The sequence below is a fragment of the Microvirgula sp. AG722 genome, assembly GCF_003269145.1.
Taxonomy (GTDB): domain Bacteria; phylum Pseudomonadota; class Gammaproteobacteria; order Burkholderiales; family Aquaspirillaceae; genus Microvirgula; species Microvirgula aerodenitrificans.
Window position 1 is genome coordinate 509721 of the sequence record NZ_QLTJ01000001.1, and the last position, 16213, is coordinate 525933.

The 16213-nt window shown below is 67.2% G+C and carries 16 protein-coding genes; 6 read left to right on the top strand and 10 right to left on the bottom strand.

Annotation, left to right across the window (positions count from 1 at the left end; genetic code table 11):
- The first annotated feature begins 96 nt into the window (after positions 1–96).
- Positions 97–3960, top strand: coding sequence for an FAD/FMN-binding oxidoreductase (locus tag DFO50_RS02415; RefSeq protein ID WP_028498535.1), 3864 nt, complete (start codon positions 97–99; stop codon positions 3958–3960).
- Positions 3961–3990: 30 nt separating this feature from the next.
- On the opposite strand, the gene DFO50_RS02420 is transcribed toward DFO50_RS02415, so the two are convergent.
- Both DFO50_RS02420 and DFO50_RS02425 read right to left on the bottom strand, forming a co-directional pair.
- Positions 3991–4629 (bottom strand): alanyl-tRNA editing protein, encoded by a 639-nt coding sequence (locus DFO50_RS02420; protein ID WP_028498536.1) that lies wholly within the window; start codon positions 4627–4629, stop codon positions 3991–3993.
- 33 nt (positions 4630–4662) lie between these two features.
- Positions 4663–5217 carry a YaeQ family protein gene (locus DFO50_RS02425; protein ID WP_028498537.1) on the bottom strand — a complete coding sequence of 185 codons (555 nt, stop codon included), beginning with the start codon at positions 5215–5217 and terminating at the stop codon, positions 4663–4665.
- Positions 5218–5348: 131 nt separating this feature from the next.
- On the opposite strand from DFO50_RS02425, the gene DFO50_RS19450 reads away from it, so the two are divergent.
- Both DFO50_RS19450 and DFO50_RS02435 read left to right on the top strand, forming a co-directional pair.
- The gene (locus tag DFO50_RS19450; RefSeq protein ID WP_028498538.1) at positions 5349–5648 is read left to right on the top strand and encodes a SelT/SelW/SelH family protein; all 300 of its coding nucleotides are present in this window, start codon (positions 5349–5351) and stop codon (positions 5646–5648) included.
- Between the two features lie 83 nt (positions 5649–5731).
- Complete coding sequence (locus tag DFO50_RS02435; protein WP_107888885.1) at positions 5732–6679, top strand: hypothetical protein; 948 nt, start codon at positions 5732–5734, stop codon at positions 6677–6679.
- Here DFO50_RS02435 and DFO50_RS02440 read toward each other — a convergent pair.
- Positions 6669–7124 carry a thioesterase family protein gene (locus DFO50_RS02440; RefSeq protein ID WP_158537390.1) on the bottom strand — a complete coding sequence of 152 codons (456 nt, stop codon included), beginning with the start codon at positions 7122–7124 and terminating at the stop codon, positions 6669–6671. The two genes, DFO50_RS02435 and DFO50_RS02440, sit on opposite strands and share 11 nt — an antisense overlap.
- A 67-nt stretch (positions 7125–7191) precedes the next feature.
- On the opposite strand from DFO50_RS02440, the gene DFO50_RS02445 reads away from it, so the two are divergent.
- Positions 7192–7788 carry a TetR/AcrR family transcriptional regulator gene (locus DFO50_RS02445; RefSeq protein WP_158537391.1) on the top strand — a complete coding sequence of 199 codons (597 nt, stop codon included), beginning with the start codon at positions 7192–7194 and terminating at the stop codon, positions 7786–7788.
- On the opposite strand, the gene DFO50_RS02450 is transcribed toward DFO50_RS02445, so the two are convergent.
- Positions 7782–8423 (bottom strand): NAD(P)-dependent oxidoreductase, encoded by a 642-nt coding sequence (locus DFO50_RS02450; RefSeq protein ID WP_028498542.1) that lies wholly within the window; start codon positions 8421–8423, stop codon positions 7782–7784. The genes DFO50_RS02445 and DFO50_RS02450 overlap by 7 nt on opposite strands.
- 101 nt (positions 8424–8524) lie before the next feature.
- Here DFO50_RS02450 and DFO50_RS02455 point away from each other — a divergent pair, with 101 nt between their 5' ends.
- On the top strand, positions 8525–9421 hold the full coding sequence (locus DFO50_RS02455) for a LysR family transcriptional regulator (protein ID WP_028498543.1): 897 nt from the start codon (positions 8525–8527) through the stop codon (positions 9419–9421).
- A 9-nt stretch (positions 9422–9430) separates the two neighbouring features.
- On the opposite strand, the gene DFO50_RS02460 is transcribed toward DFO50_RS02455, so the two are convergent.
- On the bottom strand, positions 9431–9751 hold the full coding sequence (locus tag DFO50_RS02460; protein WP_028498544.1) for a hypothetical protein: 321 nt from the start codon (positions 9749–9751) through the stop codon (positions 9431–9433).
- 182 nt (positions 9752–9933) lie between these two features.
- On the opposite strand from DFO50_RS02460, the gene DFO50_RS02465 reads away from it, so the two are divergent.
- Positions 9934–11436, top strand: coding sequence for a SidA/IucD/PvdA family monooxygenase (locus DFO50_RS02465; RefSeq protein WP_112691971.1), 1503 nt, complete (start codon positions 9934–9936; stop codon positions 11434–11436).
- Positions 11437–11512: 76 nt separating this feature from the next.
- Here DFO50_RS02465 and DFO50_RS02470 read toward each other — a convergent pair whose 3' ends face one another.
- From DFO50_RS02470 to DFO50_RS02490, 5 genes are read right to left on the bottom strand one after another with little or no spacing between them, the layout of a single operon-like run.
- Entirely contained in the window at positions 11513–12121 is a 609-nt protein-coding gene (locus DFO50_RS02470) for an alkylhydroperoxidase domain protein (RefSeq protein ID WP_112691972.1), read from the bottom strand.
- Positions 12118–12744 carry a CMD domain protein gene (locus tag DFO50_RS02475; RefSeq protein WP_112691973.1) on the bottom strand — a complete coding sequence of 209 codons (627 nt, stop codon included), beginning with the start codon at positions 12742–12744 and terminating at the stop codon, positions 12118–12120. The genes DFO50_RS02470 and DFO50_RS02475 overlap by 4 nt, the downstream gene beginning before the upstream one ends.
- Complete coding sequence (locus DFO50_RS02480; RefSeq protein WP_112691974.1) at positions 12741–14384, bottom strand: ABC transporter ATP-binding protein; 1644 nt, start codon at positions 14382–14384, stop codon at positions 12741–12743. The genes DFO50_RS02475 and DFO50_RS02480 overlap by 4 nt, the downstream gene beginning before the upstream one ends.
- Complete coding sequence (locus tag DFO50_RS02485) at positions 14381–15265, bottom strand: ABC transporter permease (RefSeq protein ID WP_112691975.1); 885 nt, start codon at positions 15263–15265, stop codon at positions 14381–14383. The genes DFO50_RS02480 and DFO50_RS02485 overlap by 4 nt, the downstream gene beginning before the upstream one ends.
- Entirely contained in the window at positions 15262–16212 is a 951-nt protein-coding gene (locus DFO50_RS02490; RefSeq protein WP_112691976.1) for an ABC transporter permease, read from the bottom strand. The genes DFO50_RS02485 and DFO50_RS02490 overlap by 4 nt, the downstream gene beginning before the upstream one ends.
- Between the last annotated feature and the right edge of the window lies 1 nt (position 16213).

Sequence of the window (16213 nt, forward strand, 5' to 3'; positions counted from 1 at the left end):
CGTTGCCGGAGAAACCGCTTTTCACATGCAGTTTTTCGCGCTGCAACAATCGGTTAGAATCGTGCCCATTTTTCACGCCACGCCGCCCCCCCGCCGATGACTGCCCCCGAAGTCCACCGATTGCGCGAAATACCTTACAACTACACCTCGTTCTCCGATCGCGAGATTGTTGCCCGACTGCTGGGCGAGGAGGGCTGGCACATCCTCGACGAACTGCGCAGCGAACGCCGCACCGGCCGTTCCGCGCGCATGCTGTTCGAAGTGCTCGGCGACATCTGGGTGGTACAGCGCAACCCGTACCTGCAGGATGACCTGCTGGAAAACCGCCAGCGCCTGACGCTGCTGGTCGAGGCCATGCGCCACCGGCTGGCCGAAGTGTCCAAGCGCCGCGCCGGCAACGAGAAGGTCGGCCGCCTGCTGACCGGCACCGAGGCCGCCGTCGATGCGTTCGAGTCCGGTTTCGACCAGGCCGACGCACTGCGCCGCAAGATCCTGAAGCGCATGGCCGGCATCACCCGCAAGGACAACATCTGTTTCGATGGCCTCGCCCGCGTGTCGCACGCGACCGACGCCACCGACTGGCGGGTCGAATTCCCGTTCGTGGTGCTGAATCCGGACAGCGAGGAAGAAATCGCCCGCCTGGTCGCCGCCTGTATCGAGCTGGAGCTGACCATCATCCCGCGCGGGGGTGGCACCTGTTACACCGGCGGCGCCATTCCGCTGACGCCGTTCGCGGCAGTGATCAATACCGAGAAGCTCGACCGCCATCAGGGCGTCGAGTACCTGACCCTGCCCGGGCTGGACCAGCCGGTCGCCACCATCCAGTGCGGCGCCGGTGTGGTCACCAAGCGGGTAGCCGAGGCGGCCGATGCTGCCGGGCTGGTGTTTGCGGTCGACCCGACCTCGATCGAGGCGTCCTGTATCGGCGGCAACGTGGCGATGAACGCCGGCGGCAAGAAGGCCGTGCTGTGGGGCACCACGCTGGACAACCTGGCGTCGTGGCGCATGGTCGACCCGGACGGCAACTGGCTGCTGGTCGAACGTATCGGCCACAACCTCGGCAAGATCCACGATGCCGAAATGGCCAGCTTCCGCCTGACCCGCCATACGCCGGACGGCAAGCAGTTGCTGTCGGAACAGCAACTGGACATCCCGGGCCAGGCCTTCCGCAAGGTCGGGCTCGGCAAGGACGTGACCGACAAGTTCCTGGCCGGCCTGCCCGGCGTGCAGAAGGAAGGCACCGACGGCATCATCACCTCGGCCCGCTTTATCCTGCACCGGATGCCGGCGCACACCCGCACCGTCTGCCTGGAGTTCTTCGGCACCGTGGCCCAGGCGACGCCGGCCATCGTCGAGATCACCGACCTGTTCAAGCCGGGCCATGAAGGCGACGCCGCCGGCGTGAAGCTGGCCGGTCTCGAACATCTGGACTGGCGCTATGTGCGCGCCGTCGGCTATGCGACCAAGGCCAAGAGCCGTGGCCGGCCGAAGATGGTACTGCTGGCCGACATCGTGTCCGACGACGAGAACGCGGTCGGCGACATGGCCAGCCGCATCGTGCGCATCGCCAATGCCCGCGTCGGCGAGGGCTTTATCGCCGTCACGCCGGAAGCGCGCAAGAAATTCTGGCTCGACCGCTCGCGCACGGCCGCGATCGCCCGCCATACCAATGCCTTCAAGATCAACGAGGACGTGGTGATCCCGCTGCCGCGTCTCGGCGATTATTCTGACGGCATCGAACGCATCAATATCGAGCTGTCGCTGAGCAACAAGCTGCGCCTGCTCGACGAACTGACCGAGTATTTCCACAGCCGGCTGCCGGTCGACAAGCTCGGCACCGATCTGCCGAGCCTGGAACTGATCGGCGATCGGCGTGAAACCGCGCTGGCGCTGATTGCCGAAACCCGCGCCCGCTGGCAGTGGGTCCTCGACCATCTCGATGCCCCGTTCGACGACTACCGCCAGCGCTATCCGCAGGCGCCGCTGGAGCCGGTCACCCCGCCGGAACCGCCGCATACGGTATTCCACGCGATGCGCGACTTCCTGCTGCGCGTCAGCTTCAAGCGCGAACTGCTGGCCGAGTTCGAGGCGCATTTCGGCGGCAACACCGATGCGTCCATTCTCGCCGCGATCCGCGCCATCCACGCCCGCATCCTGCGTGGCCGGGTGTTCGTCGCGCTGCACATGCACGCCGGCGACGGCAATGTGCACACCAACCTGCCGGTCAACTCCGACGACTACCAGATGCTGCAGACCGCCCATCGCGCCGTCGAACGCATCATGGCGCTGGCGCGCGGGCTGAACGGTGTCATTTCCGGCGAACACGGCATCGGCATCACCAAGCTGGAGTTCCTGTCCGACGAGGAAATCCGCCCGTTCGTCGAGTACAAGCAGCGGGTTGACCCGCACGGCCGCTTCAACAAGGGCAAGCTGCTGCCCGGCGCCGACCTGAAGAACGCCTATACGCCGTCGTTCGAACTGCTCGGCGCGGAAAGCCTGATTCTCGAACAGTCCGAGCTCGGCTCGATCTCGGACATGGTCAAGGACTGTCTGCGCTGCGGCAAATGCAAGCCGGTGTGCGCAACTCATGTGCCGCGCGCCAATCTGCTGTACTCGCCGCGCAACAAGATTCTCGGTGTCGGCCTGCTGACCGAGGCGTTCCTGTACGAGGAACAGACCCGGCGCGGTGTCAGCTTCAAGCATTTCGACGAGCTGTCCGACGTGGCCGACCACTGCACCGTCTGCCACAAGTGCGCGAACCCCTGTCCGGTCAAGATCGACTTCGGCGATGTCACCATCGCCATGCGCAACTTCCTGCGCCGCACCGGCAAGAAGAAATTCAATCCCGGCACCTTCGCCGCCATGGCCTTCCTGAACGCCAAGGACCCGGCGACGATCAAGACCCTGCGCCGTTCGATGATCGGCTTCGGTTACAAGGCGCAGCGGCTGGGTGTGAAGGTTGCCGGTTCGCTGGGGCTGACCCGCTCGGTTATCGAGGCACCGCCGGCCACGGTCGGCCGCCCCGACGTCAAGGCGCAGGTGGTGCACTTCTTCACCAAGCCGATGCCCGGCAATCTGCCGAAGAAGACCAGCCGCGCGCTGCTCGACATCGAAGATCCGGCCGTGGTGCCGGTGATCCGCAATCCGCAGCAGGCGGCCGAGGACAGCGAGGCGGTGTTCTACTTCCCCGGCTGTGGCTCCGAGCGGCTGTTCAGCCAGGTCGGCCTCGCCACCCAGGCCATGCTGTGGCATGTCGGCGCCCAGACCGTGCTGCCGCCCGGCTATCTGTGCTGCGGCTATCCGCAGAACGCGACCGGCAACGGCGACAAGGCCGACGTCATCACGACGGAAAACCGCGTGCTGTTCCACCGCGTCGCCAATACGCTGAACTACCTCGACATCAAGACGGTGGTGGTCAGCTGCGGCACCTGCTACGACCAGCTCGACAAGTACCAGTTCGACAAGATCTTCCCCGGCTGCCGCATCATCGACATCCATGAATACCTGCTGGAGAAGGGCGTCCACATTGAGGGACTGGCCGGGGTGCAGTATCTGTACCACGACCCGTGCCATACGCCGATGAAGACCCAGCAGCCGATCAAGACCGTCAACGGTCTGCTCGGTGGCGGCGTGGTGCAGAGCGAGCGCTGCTGCGGCGAGTCCGGCACCCTGGCGGTGTCGCGCCCCGACGTGTCGACCCAGCTCCGCTTCCGCAAGGAAGAGGAGATCAACCGGGCGCGCGATATCGCGGCGGAAAAGGCCGGCGAAGCGGCGCAACAGGTCAAGATCCTGACCAGTTGCCCGTCCTGCCTGCAGGGGCTGTCGCGCTATCAGGACAGCACCGGCATTGAAGCCGACTATATCGTGGTGGAAATGGCCAAGGCGGTGCTCGGTGACAACTGGATGGCCGACTATGTCGCCCGGGCCCGCGATGGCGGCGTGGAACGGGTGCTGCTGTAGACCGGTGCGATCGGGTGGCCTCCGGGCCACTCAATCGACGAAGATCTCGATCCGTTCCTTGCCTTTGCCGACGTTTTTGCGTTTCAGCGTGATCCGGCCGATTTCGCCGGTACGACGCAGGTGGGTGCCGCCACAGGGCACCCGGCCGACGCCGGCGATTTCCCAGTAGCGCCGCTCGGCCGCTTCGTCGCTGAAGGCGCTGACGATCGGCTGATCGGCCGCGACCAGGCTCGCCAGGGCCGGTTCCAGCGCAGCGAACAGCACGCTGATATTGCTGTCATGCAGAAAGTCGATGCGCGCCTTGTCGGCGGCAATGTGAGCGCCGATCTTGCCGATGCCCGGCACCCGGGCGCTGACCAGCTCCAGCACGATCTCGGCGGCGAAATGCAGTCGCATCAGCCGGTAACGCCGGTCCCAGTCGATCTCGATCCGTGCCGGGTCGCCGGCGTTCAGCCCGTGCCCGTCCGCCAGCGTATACACGATGTCGCGCCCGGCCTTGCGTGCCGCCAGCACCGGCTGCCCGGCCAGTGTGCCGCTGTCGCTTTCCTGCCCGCCCGACTCCGCGTAGAAGATCGTCGCCTCGACGGTCACCTCGTTGCCGTTTACCGTCGCCACGCGGGTGTCGAGCCCTGTGCAGTACGGGTCCTGCCAGAATGCCTTGACGGTCATGCTCGCTCCTGCCGGGCCTGTGCCCGCTTTTTCCTATCGTCGTTCGGCGTCGCCCTGCCAGACTTCGCCTTCCACCAGTACCGAATGCGCCGGGCCGGCCAGCCACAACTGCCCGTCCTGGATTGTCGCCTGCAACTGCATCCCGCGCTGGGTCAGCGTGGTCAGCTGCGCCAGCGTGTCCGGCGGGATGCTGATCACGGTCAGGTTCTCCAGCCGGCTGACCTTGCTCTGCATGCCCTGCCACCAGACGTCGGCGGCACGACCGCCATAGCAGTACAGCCAGACCCGGTCGGCGCGGGCGCAGGCTTTTTTCAGCCGCTTCTCGTCCGGCTCGCCCAGATCGATCCACAGTTCGATCTCGTCGCCGTAGTTCTTCTGCCACAACTCGGGCTCGTCATCGGCGATCAGGCCCTTGGTAAAGGCCAGCCGCTCGCTGGCGTGCAGCGCGAACACGGCCAGTCGCAACATCATCCGTTCGTCGGTTTCCGACGGATGACGGGCCAGCGTCAGGCTGTGGCTGGCGTAATAGCCCCGATCCATGTCGGAAATATCGAGATCGGCTTTGAAAATGGTGGCTTTGAGCGCCATGGGGACTTCCGGGCAAAAGATCGAGTTTACCGGTCCGCGCGGCTTGCCGCCTTGTCTTGTGTGCCATGCTGGCGCGTTCCCGGCTTCCGTGGCAGGGTTTGCCACCCTGATATTGTCATTCCGGAGCCGCCATGCCGTCCCCCAGACTGGAAATCCACTATTGCACCCAGTGCCGCTGGCTGCTGCGCGCCGGCTGGATGGCGCAGGAACTGCTGACCACCTTCAGCGACGGCGAACTGGCCGAAGTCGCGCTGATTCCGGCGCGCGGCGGGCTGTTCCGCATTCTGCTCGATGGCGAGCAGCTATGGGATCGCAAGGAAGAAGACGGCTTTCCGGATATCAAGACCATCAAGCAGCGCGTGCGCGACCGCCTGTTTCCGGACCGCCCGCTCGGCCACAGCGACCGGCCCGGCAAGGCCGAAGCCGACTGAAATCGGGACCGGCCAGCAGTTGACGCCCAAGAATGGTGCCATGTGGTCGATATAGCGGATATTGGAAACAGCTAGAGAATGCCATGCTGATCAACACCAACACCGCCCAGACGACCGCCGCCCAGAGCGCCAGTGCCAAAACCGATGCGACGGCATCGGCGCAGGCGCAACGCCAGAGTGTGCTGGCGCCGCTGGTCGAGGATGTGCGTGTCACGCTGAGCAACGAGGCACGCAAGGCCAGTCTGTCGCTGAACACGCTGAGTCGCACCACCAGGAGTCAGGCCAGCGAGCAGTCCAAGGCCATGGCACGCCAGCGGCTGGAGCAGTTGAAGGAACGCGTGCGCCTGATGCGCCAGTTGATGATCGGCATGACGCCGGCACAGAAGAAGGCCATGGCGCCGCAATTGAAGGAAATGGCGCGCGAGCTCAAGCAGATTGCCCAGCAGCTCGGCCAGTCGAGCGGGGACTCGTCGTCGGCCAGCAGTGGCAGCGTGTCCGGTGGCAGCAGCGATGGCGGGGCGTCGGCCAGCGCCAGTGCCGATGCCTCCGGCGCGGCCTCAGCCGCCGCAGCGGCCGAGACCGGTGGCGAGTCCGCCGGCGCAGGCGATGAGGCTGCCGCGCAGGCCGCCGCCGAGGTGCCGGTCGACAGCGAGCCGGCTGCCGCCACCAGCGACGAGGGCGGCGAGGAAGACGGCAGCAGCGGCGACGACACCGGCAAGGAAGCCGCCACCGCGGCTGCGGCAGGCACCGCCGGCGCCACCGCCACCCAGGCCGAGCAGGACGCGAACCGCGCCGCCGGCACTGATCAGACCTCGCGGATTTCGCTGTCGCCGTCCAGTGAAAAGAAGCTGAACCTGTCGCCGGAAGATGCGGCCAAGATCCGCGAAGTCATGCAGATGTTGCGCAATATGGTCAAGGATGTGCGCCGCGCCGCGCCGAACGACGCTTCGGCGCGCGATGCCGACAAGATCCTCGCCTCGCTGAACGAGTCGATGTCCGGCGCCGGCATCAGCATCAATATCAAGGCTTGACGCGCGACTGCGGCAGTTCGTGATAATCCTCGCTGCGCGGCATGTCATCGAAGATGGCCTGCAGCTCGGCCGGCGGGGTGGTCAGTTTGCGCGTCGACAGGTCCAGCCACGCGCCGGCGACTTCGTAGTGCGCCGCCAGCTTGCCGTCGTCGCGCACCATCTGCTGACGCAGCACCCAGCGCTGATGGTCCGCTGACGAGGCCACCAGCACCACGTCGATATCCAGTCGCATGCCGAGTTTCACTTCGCGCAGATATTCGGTCGTTTCCTTGAAAATGACCGGACCGAATCCAAGCTGGAAAAAGCGGTCCGCACCGAAGCCGGCATCCTGCAGCCACTCCAGGCGGGTATGGGTGCACAGATCGGCGTAGGCGGTATGCCGCATGTGCTGGTTGGCATCGATATCCGACCAGCGGATCTCGACCTGTTTGTGGTATCGGGACATGAACGGCCTCCAAAAAAGAACGGTCGTGCTATTTTTATGTGAGACGGAACGAAAGGGCAAGCCATTTATGAGCAAGGGCGATGACACCCGGGCGCTGATTCTGCGCCAGGCCAGCGATCTGGCCAGCGAAGTCGGCATCTCCGGTCTGACGCTGGGTGCGCTGGCCGAACGCAGCGGCCTGTCGAAAAGCGGCCTGTTCGCCCACTTCGGGTCCAAGGAAGAGCTGCAACTGGCCACCGTCCGTGCCGTGCAGGCGCGCTTTGTCGACGATATCGTGCGCCCGGCACTGGCGCATCCGCGCGGTCTGGTGCGCCTGCGCGCGCTGTTCGATGGCTGGCTGCACTGGATTGCGCACGGCCCGTTTGCCGGCAGTTGCCCGCTGCTGGCTGCCGCCTCCGAGTTCGACGACCAGCCGGGGCCGATCCGCACCGCACTGGTCGACGGCCAGATCTGGCAGCGTGATGCACTGATCCGTGCCCTGGAGCTGGCGATCGCCAGCGGCGAGCTGCCGCCGGCTTTCGACTGTGTGCAGGCCGCCTTCGAGCTGCGCGGGCTGCTGTATGCGGCGCATCACGACCTGCGCCTGCTCAATGACCCGCGCGGCATCGACCTGGCGCAGCGCGGCTTCGAGCGAGTGATCGCCGCCCGGCCTGGCGATCAGTAGCCGACGGTAAAGCGCTGGCGATGGTGGCGCGGCGTCTCCGCCTCGTCGACCAGTGCCACTGCCAGATCAGCCACGCTGATTCGCGCCGGACCGGCTTCGCCCATCAGCACCTGGTCGCCCCCCACGCGGTACTGGCCGGTGCGCGTGCCCGGTTCCAGAAACACCGGCGGCGACAGGAACACCCAGTCGAGCACGCTTTCCTGACGCAATTCGGTCAGCACGTCGCGCGCACCGAGCGCACCCTGCTTCCATTCGGCCGGAAAATCGTCGGTATCGACCAGTTGCACGCCCGGGGCGATTTCCAGGCTGCCGGCGCCGCCGACCACCAGGTAACGCGCGACGCCAGCCTGTTTGACGCCGGCGGCGATGGCGCGCGAACCGGAGACGAACTGGGCGTAGATATCCGGGTTGCCCCAGCCAGGATTGAAGGCACTGAGCACGGCGTCGTGGCCGGCCACGGCGGCGGCGACCTGCGCCGCATCCTGCGCATCGGCACGGACGGCATGCAGTTGTGGGTGTTGCGGCAGCTTTTCCGGGTGACGGACCAGGGCCGTCACCTGATGGCCACGTTGCAGCAATTCGGTCAGCAGCGCGGTGCCGACAAAGCCGGTGGCGCCGATCAGGGCGATTTTCATGAATGTCTCCGGTAAGTTCCAGGTGATGATGCATGGTAGACCCTTGACACCGGGCTGATTAGCCGTCGACATTCGCTTTATCTGTTTAGCAGGACTTAACAATGGACGCGCTGCGCAGCATGGCGATCTTCGCCACCGTGGTCGAGCAGGGATCGATGCGTGCCGCCGCGCGCGTGCTCGGCATCACGCCGTCGGCAGTCAGTCAGCAGATCGCCCAGCTGGAGCGCGATTGTGCGGTCACCCTGCTGTACCGCACCACGCGCAAGCTGACCCTGACCGAGGCCGGGCAGATGTTCTACGACGGCTGCGCCGACATGCTGGCGGCGGCACGGCGGGCCCGGACGCGGCTGGCCGAGCTGCGCGACACACTGAACGGCGAGCTGCGCATGACTGCCCCGGTCGGTTTTGTCGGCCGGATGATCAGCGACGCGCTGGCGCCGCTGCTGGCGGCCAACCCCGGCCTGACCCTGACCCTGATCGTCAGCGATGAACGCATCGACCTGATCGGCGAGCGCATCGATCTCGCGCTGCGGGTCGGGCAACTGGAAGACTCGACCCTGATCGCCCGCCAGCTGGCGCGCTGCGACAGCCTGCTGGTGGCCTCACCGGCCTACCTGGCGCGCCATCCGCCCTTGCTGACGCCGGAACAGCTGGTCCGGCACACCTGGCTGCTGCTGGATGTCGGTCAGGGCGCACAGATGCCCGGCTTCAGCGGTCCGGATGGCCAGACCTTCACCCTGCGGGTCGAACCCCGGGTCCGCAGCAACAATATCCTGCAGGTACGTTCCTTCACCTGTGCCGGGCTCGGGCTGTCGGTGCAGCCGGAAACGGAGATCCGCAACGAGCTGGCGCGCGGCGAACTGGTGCGCGTGCTGCCGGGCTGGAGCCTGCCGCAGATGGGCATCTACGCGGTCACGCCGCGCCGGGACGCACAGCCGGCCAAGGTCCGCCACGCCATCGCCGCGCTGCAGGACTATTTCGCCCGGCAGGCAGGCTGACGCCAGCGCTCAGCGCTGCTGCCAGAGCGTGTTCACTTGCTGCGAGGCCGCGTCATAGTTGCGGCGCGCCTGCTCCATTTGCAGTTGCGCCGCGGACAATTCGTTCTGCGCCGTCTGTTGCGCATTCTGCGCATCGATCAGCCGTTTGTCGGCGGTGTCCTTGGCCGTGGTGGCGGTCTGCAGGCGACGCTCGGCATTGCTCATGCCGTCGCGTGCCTGCTGGAACACGACCTGGGCACGATAGATCTGGTCTTCAATCGGCGGATTGGCCGCATGGACGGCCAGCGTGGCGCCGGCCAGCAGTCCGGCGAGGCAAAGTTTCTGGATCATGGCGGGGCCCTGGAGAAAGAGGAATCACTGTAGCAGAACCCCGCCGGCAGACAAATCGGCAGCCCCGGCCGCCACCGGCTTGTGCATTTCCTTCATTTGCACAGCATTTTTAAATGTTTGTCGTTTGCCGGGGGGCAGCGAATGATCACGGACCTGAATTCTGCATCCGGACCGAACGCGTCATGACCCCGATTTCCCCCGCCGCCACGCCATCGTCGTGGCCACACCCCCCCTCCCTCGACGCACTGGAAGCCCGGCTGCGACAGGATCTCGACTGGCTGTGCCGCCCGGCAAAAGCCTGGGTACCGTCCCGCGGACGCGGCGTGCTCGACGTGGCCATCATCGGTGGCGGCATGGCCGGGCTGACGCTGGCCGCCGCGCTCAAGCACCAGGGCATCCAGGCGATTGCCTTCGACCGTGCGCCGCAGGGTTTAGAGGGGCCGTGGGCAACCACGGCGCGCATGGAAACCCTGCGCTCGCCAAAGGAACTGACCGGCCCGGCGCTCGGTCTGCCGGCCCTGACCTTCCGCGCCTGGTACGAAGCGCAGTTCGGACTGGCGGCCTGGCAGGCCCTGGACAAGATTCCGCGCCTGCAGTGGATGGATTACCTGCGCTGGTATCGCCGCGTGCTGGAGCTGGACGTACGCAACCGCCAGCGGGTGGTCGACGTGCGACCGCGCGCGGACGGCAAGCTGGTCTCGCTGCAGCTGCGCGACGAGCAGCAGCAGGACCGGCCGTATGAAGTACTGGCCCGGCATGTGGTGCTGGCCACCGGCCATGACGGCCTCGGCGGCCCCTGGCTGCCGGACTGGGCCGCACAATTGCCGCGCGACCGCCGGGCCCATTCCTCGGACGACTACGACGTCGCCGCACTGCGCGGCCGGCGGGTGGTGGTCATCGGCGGCGGCGCCTCGGCCATGGACAGCGCCGCCACCGCGCTGGAAGCCGGTGCCGCGCGCGTCGATCTGCTGATCCGCCGCGATGACCTGCCGCGCATCAACAAAAGCAAGGGTGCCGGCAGCCCGGGCATGCTGCACGGCTACTGGCAACTGGCCGACGAGTGGAAATGGCGCTGGCGTCACTACATCAACGAGCAGCAGATTCCGCCACCGCACAACAGCACGCTGCGCGTGTCGCGCCATGCCAATGCCCATTTCCATTTCGGCACACCGGTGCGCTCGGCGTCACAGCGGGCCGACGGCGCCCTGCGGCTGGACACCGCCCGGGGACCGCTGGCGACCGACTTCGTGATTTTCTGCACCGGCTTCCGCACCGACTGGCAGCAGCGGCCGGAATACGCCGCCATCGCGCCGCATGTGCGACTGTGGCAGGACCGCTACCAGCCACCGGCCGGGCTGGAAGACGCCGAGCTGGCCGGTTCGCCGGACGTGGGCAGCCTGTTCGAGTTCCGGCAGAAGACCGATGGCGCCTGCCCCGGTCTGGAACGCATCCATGCCTTCTGCTACCCGGCCGCCCTGTCCCAGGGCGCCGGTGCCGGCGACATCCCGCAGATCAGTGTCGGCGCCCAGCGCCTGGCCGAGGGGCTGGCCGCCAGCCTGCTGCTGGAAGATGCGCCGCTGCACTTCGCCGCGCTGCAGCACTATGACGATCCGGAGCTGCTCGGCAATGAATGGGCGCCGGCCACCTTCCCGGCCTACGAGGACGACAGCGAGCTGGTGTCGTAACCGCACGCAGCATGAAAAATGGCCAGGCCCGCATCCGGTGATGCGGGCCTGGCCATTGGTGTGAATGCCGCAGTACTCAGACGACGGCCGGCGCCTCCGGCTCGCCCAGGCTCAGCATCAGCCGGTTGGCCCAGTTGAAGAATGCGGCACCATGGATGACGTCGGCAATGGCCAGGTCGTCCAGCCCGGCCGCGCGCAGCCGTGCGGTCTCCGCCGCACCGAAGGTCGACGGGGTGGCCGACAGCGCGATCGATGCGGCGACGATGGCGTTCCAGCGTTCCCCCAGATCCGCCCTCACGCCGTCATCGAGCAGACGCTGCACGTCGTCGTCACGGTGCGAGAAATGGGCGGCGAAGCGCGCATGGACCGACGCGCAGTACAGGCAGCCGTTGTAGCGCGATGTCGCCGCGGCCGACAGTTCGCGCTCGGCGCGCGGCAGGCCGGCATCCGGGTTGTAGAAAATGTCCTTGTCGGTCCGGGTGCGCGCGCCAAGGGTGTCCGGGTCGCGCGCCAGCAGGCGGAAGTACGCCGACCTGGCCCGGGCGGCATCGACCAGCCCGGCGCGGTGACGATCGGTCAGTTCCGCTTCCGGCAGCGGTTCCAGCCACGGCAGCCATTCCAGTTGCTCACGGGTAAAGGCCAGCGGCGGCCGGTTGTCCGGATGGGTCAGCAGGGTGTCGGTCATGCCAGGGCTCGCTGCGGGGAAAGGTGGGCGGCCAGGACCTGCAGGCCGGAAACGACGCGGATCTGGAAGGCCAGGAAGGCCACGATCTGCGCCAGGATGACGATGTCGGTCGCCGACCAGCCGGTGTCGAGCAGTGCCTGCAGATCGGCCGCTGCCGCGTCACGCGGATGGAACACCAGCAGGTGCGCATGCCCGAAACCCGCCGCCAGGCGCTCGCCCAGCAGCAGGCGCTGCGCCGGGTCGGCCCGCCAGCGCGGCCCGTCGACATCCTCGACGCTCAGCGGACCGGCCGGATAGTGCCCGTACGGGCCCTGGCCTGCCGCCTGTGCCGCGATGGCCGCGACAGCAACCGCCAGCCCGGCATCCCGTTGCGCCAGGGCGTCGGCGTAAAAGCGGGCAGCATCGCCCTGGCGATGCAGGGCGGCGACAAAGGCGGCAATGGCGAAACGTTCATCGGCATCGACCTGGCCGGGCACCGGCGCGGCCGGCGCGAACAGCGCCAGATAACTCTGCTGTGCGTGCAGTCGCGCCTGCGGGCGCTGCGAGCGCAATCGGTCGATGGCGTCGCCCGGCTGGACGCCGGCCAGCTGGTCAATGACATCGGAAGGGGGAGATAAGGTCATGCGGCTTCCAGGCAAGGTGAAGGATGAAGGACAGGGCGCGGATGGCCCTGACCGGGAATGGCGGCCAGCAGCTCGCGGGTGCAGTCGCTGCCGGGGCGGAGGAACACGTCCTCGACCCGGCCGCAGTCGACCTGGCGGCCGCCATGCAGCACCGACACCGTGTCGGCGATCTGCCTGACCACTGCCAGGTCGTGGGAAATGAACAGATAGGTCAGGCCGAGGTCGCGCTGCAGGGTCTCCAGCAGGTCGAGGATCTGCGCCTGCACCGTGACATCGAGCGCCGACACCGCCTCGTCCAGCACCAGCACCCGGGGGTCCAGCACCAGTGCACGGGCAATGGCCACCCGCTGGCGCTGGCCGCCGGACAGTGCATGCGGATAGCGCGCCAGCACCGCCGGCGGCAGGCCGACCCGCGCCAGCATGTCGCGCACCTTGCGTTCGCGTACGGCGCGCGGCAGTGGTTCGAAATTGAGCAGCGGCTCCTCGATAATGCGGAACACGGTCTGACGCGGATCGAGCGAGGTAAACGGGTTCTGGTAGACCAGCTGGATCCGGCGGCGGAATTGCCGCAGCGCCTCACCGCGCAGGGTGGCCGGATCGATGCCGTCGATCCGCACCCGGCCCGATGTCGGGCGCAGGAAGCCGGTCACATTGCGCAGGGTGGTGGTCTTGCCGGAGCCGGACTCGCCGACAATGGCGTGGGTCGTGCCACGGCGGACACGGAACGACACCCGGTCGACCGCACGGAAGCGGTCATGGCGACCGTCCGACGCGAATTCGTGCACCAGTTCATCGACCTCGATGGCGATATCGTCGTCATCACCGGACACGGCGGGCCGGAACGCCGTCGTCGACAACGACGGGGCATCGGCCAGCAGCTTGCGGGCATAGGCGCTTTGCGGCTTGCGCAGCAGTGCGGCGGTCGGGCCCTGTTCCTGGATGCGACCGTTCTGCATCACCACCAGCCGGTCGGCGCGGTCGGCCGCCACGCCGAGGTCATGGGTCACCAGCAGTACGGCGGTGCCCTGCTCGCGGCGCAGGGAGTCGATCAGGTCGAGGATGCGCCGCTGCACCGTCACATCCAGTGCGCTGGTCGGCTCGTCGGCAATGATCAGCGCCGGCCGCAGCGCAATGGCAATCGCGATCAGCACCCGCTGCTTCATGCCGCCGGACAACTGGTGCGGGTACTGGCGGGCGCGCCGCTCCGGCTGTGGCAGGCCGACGTGGGCCAGCAGTTCAATGACCCGGGCGGCGATCGCCTTGCGGTCGCCGTGACGGTGAATGCGCAGGATTTCCGCCACCTGCTCGCCGATGGTCAGTACCGGATTCAGCGAACTGGTCGGGTCTTGCGGGATCAGGCTGAGCACACGGCCGCGGATGCTGTCGAAGCGCGCCGGCGACCAGCCGGCGATATCGGTGCCATTCAGCCGGATCGCGCCCTGCTCCAGCCGGCCATTGCCGGCCAGCAGGCCGATCACCGCCTGCGCCGTGGTGGTCTTGCCCGAGCCGGACTCGCCGACCAGGGCCACCACCTCGCCGGGACCGACCGAGAACGACACCTCGTGCACCACGCGCCGGCACTGGTCGCCATCGCGATAGCTGATAGACACCTGGTCGAGTTCAAGCACCGGAACCGTCATGACAACTCCTTTCTCATGCCCACGCTGATGCGGTTGGCCGCGACCACCACCGCCACCACCAGCAGGCCGGGTACCGTCGTCAGCCACCAGGCGCTGGCGATGTAGTTGCGGCCCTCGGCAATCAGCAGCCCCCATTCCGGCGTCGGCGGCGGAGCGCCGTAGCCGAGAAAGCCCAGGGTGGAGATCGACAGGATGGCCGAGCCGAACTGCAGTGCCGCCAGCGCGATGACCGAGGTCAGCGAATTGGGCAGCACATGCCGCCACAGCACGGCGGAAAAGCGGCCCCCGCTGCCGAATGCCGCCTCGACATAATCCGAACGGCGCACGCGGACGCTTTCCGAGCGCGCCAGCCGCGCAAAGCTGGCCACCGAGGCGGCGCCAACGGCAATGGCCGCATTCAGGGTGCCGAAGCCGAGCAGGATGATGATGCTCAGCGACAGCAGCAGCGCCGGCACCGACAGCAGGACATCGACGATGCGCATGATCACGGCATCGGTCCGGCCACCGAGCGCACCGGCAATCAACCCGAGCAGGGTGCCGAACAGCAGCCCCACCGCCACGGCGACAAAGGCGCCGGACAGCGAATGGACGGCGCCGTACACCAGCCGGGCATACAGATCGCGCCCCAGCGCATCGGTGCCCAGCAGATGACCGGCGCCGGGCGCCAGCAGTTGCTGGCCGGCCACGCCCTGGGTCGCGCTGTGAGGCGTGAACAGGCCCGGCGCCAGCGCCCACAGTGCGACCAGCAGCATCACCAGCCAGGCCAGTGCCAGCGTCGGCGGCACCCGGCGCAGCCGGGCTGCGGCACGCTGCAGGACAGGGCGGACGGCACGTCCGCCGGAAGAGGTCAGCGCGACACGCGCCAGAAGGGGGGTATTCATGATGCGGCTCCCGCCTCGCGGCGCAATCGGGGATCGAGCACCGGCAGCAACAGATCCACGATCAGGTTGATAACGACAAAGACGGTGGCGGAAAACACGACAATGGCCTGCAGCACGGCCGTGTCCTGATTGCCGACCGCCTGCTGGGTCAGGCTGCCGAGGCCGTTGAGACCGAACACGGCCTCGGTGACTACCGCGCCGGCCAGCAACTCACCGAACAGGATGCCGGCCATGGTCAGCGTCGGCGGCACCGCATTGCGGGCTACGTGCCGCCACAGCACGCCGTTGCGCGTGGCGCCCTTGGCCCGCGCCACGGCGACGAACGGTTGCGTCAGCACCTCGTCGATATTGCGCATCAGGATCTGGGCCAGCGGCGCCGAAATCGGCAGTGCCAGTGTCAGTGTCGGCAGGACCAGCCCTTCCCACGGGCCGGGATTGATGACCGGAATCAGCCCGAACCGGAACGAGAACACCTGGATCAGCATGATGCCAAGCCAGAACACCGGCACCGAAATGAACAGCGACGGCAGCGAACGGATGACCTCGCGCAGCCACGCGCCACGCGCAGTGGTCGACAGGACGGCCAGCACCACCGCCAGCGCCGCCGCCAGCAGGAAGCCCAGCCCGGCCAGGCGCAGCGTCGGCGGCAGGCTGGTGGCCAGGCTCTGGCTGACCGGCACGCCGGCCTGCACCGAGTAGCCGAAATGACCGCCGAGGAAGTTGACCAGCGTATGCAGGTACTGCTCCGCCAGCGGGCTGTCCGCCCCGTAGGACGCACGGATGTCGGCCACCTGCTCCGGGCTCAGTCCGAGGTCCGGATTCAGGAACTTGATCAGGATCGCGTCACCGGGCAGCGCCTGCAGCAGCAGGAACGACAGGGTGAAGGTCGCCCACAGCACCAGCAGCGCCTGGCCCAGCCGGCCCGGCAGGGAATGGCTTGTCGACATG

Excerpts from the sequence above, each read along its gene's own strand:
- DFO50_RS02445 (WP_158537391.1), top strand. The coding sequence starts at position 7,192 with ATGAGCAAGGGCGATGACACCCGGGCGCTGATTCTGCGCCAGGCCAGC.
- DFO50_RS02475 (WP_112691973.1), bottom strand. The coding sequence starts at position 12,744 with ATGACCTTATCTCCCCCTTCCGATGTCATTGACCAGCTGGCCGGCGTC.
- DFO50_RS02460 (WP_028498544.1), bottom strand. The coding sequence starts at position 9,751 with ATGATCCAGAAACTTTGCCTCGCCGGACTGCTGGCCGGCGCCACGCTG.
- DFO50_RS02465 (WP_112691971.1), top strand. The coding sequence starts at position 9,934 with ATGACCCCGATTTCCCCCGCCGCCACGCCATCGTCGTGGCCACACCCC.
- DFO50_RS19450 (WP_028498538.1), top strand. The coding sequence starts at position 5,349 with ATGCCGTCCCCCAGACTGGAAATCCACTATTGCACCCAGTGCCGCTGG.
- DFO50_RS02420 (WP_028498536.1), bottom strand. The coding sequence starts at position 4,629 with ATGACCGTCAAGGCATTCTGGCAGGACCCGTACTGCACAGGGCTCGAC.
- DFO50_RS02435 (WP_107888885.1), top strand. The coding sequence starts at position 5,732 with ATGCTGATCAACACCAACACCGCCCAGACGACCGCCGCCCAGAGCGCC.
- DFO50_RS02485 (WP_112691975.1), bottom strand. The coding sequence starts at position 15,265 with ATGAATACCCCCCTTCTGGCGCGTGTCGCGCTGACCTCTTCCGGCGGA.
- DFO50_RS02440 (WP_158537390.1), bottom strand. The coding sequence starts at position 7,124 with ATGTCCCGATACCACAAACAGGTCGAGATCCGCTGGTCGGATATCGAT.
- DFO50_RS02470 (WP_112691972.1), bottom strand. The coding sequence starts at position 12,121 with ATGACCGACACCCTGCTGACCCATCCGGACAACCGGCCGCCGCTGGCC.
- DFO50_RS02455 (WP_028498543.1), top strand. The coding sequence starts at position 8,525 with ATGGACGCGCTGCGCAGCATGGCGATCTTCGCCACCGTGGTCGAGCAG.
- DFO50_RS02425 (WP_028498537.1), bottom strand. The coding sequence starts at position 5,217 with ATGGCGCTCAAAGCCACCATTTTCAAAGCCGATCTCGATATTTCCGAC.
- DFO50_RS02415 (WP_028498535.1), top strand. The coding sequence starts at position 97 with ATGACTGCCCCCGAAGTCCACCGATTGCGCGAAATACCTTACAACTAC.
- DFO50_RS02490 (WP_112691976.1), bottom strand. The coding sequence starts at position 16,212 with ATGTCGACAAGCCATTCCCTGCCGGGCCGGCTGGGCCAGGCGCTGCTG.
- DFO50_RS02450 (WP_028498542.1), bottom strand. The coding sequence starts at position 8,423 with ATGAAAATCGCCCTGATCGGCGCCACCGGCTTTGTCGGCACCGCGCTG.
- DFO50_RS02480 (WP_112691974.1), bottom strand. The coding sequence starts at position 14,384 with ATGACGGTTCCGGTGCTTGAACTCGACCAGGTGTCTATCAGCTATCGC.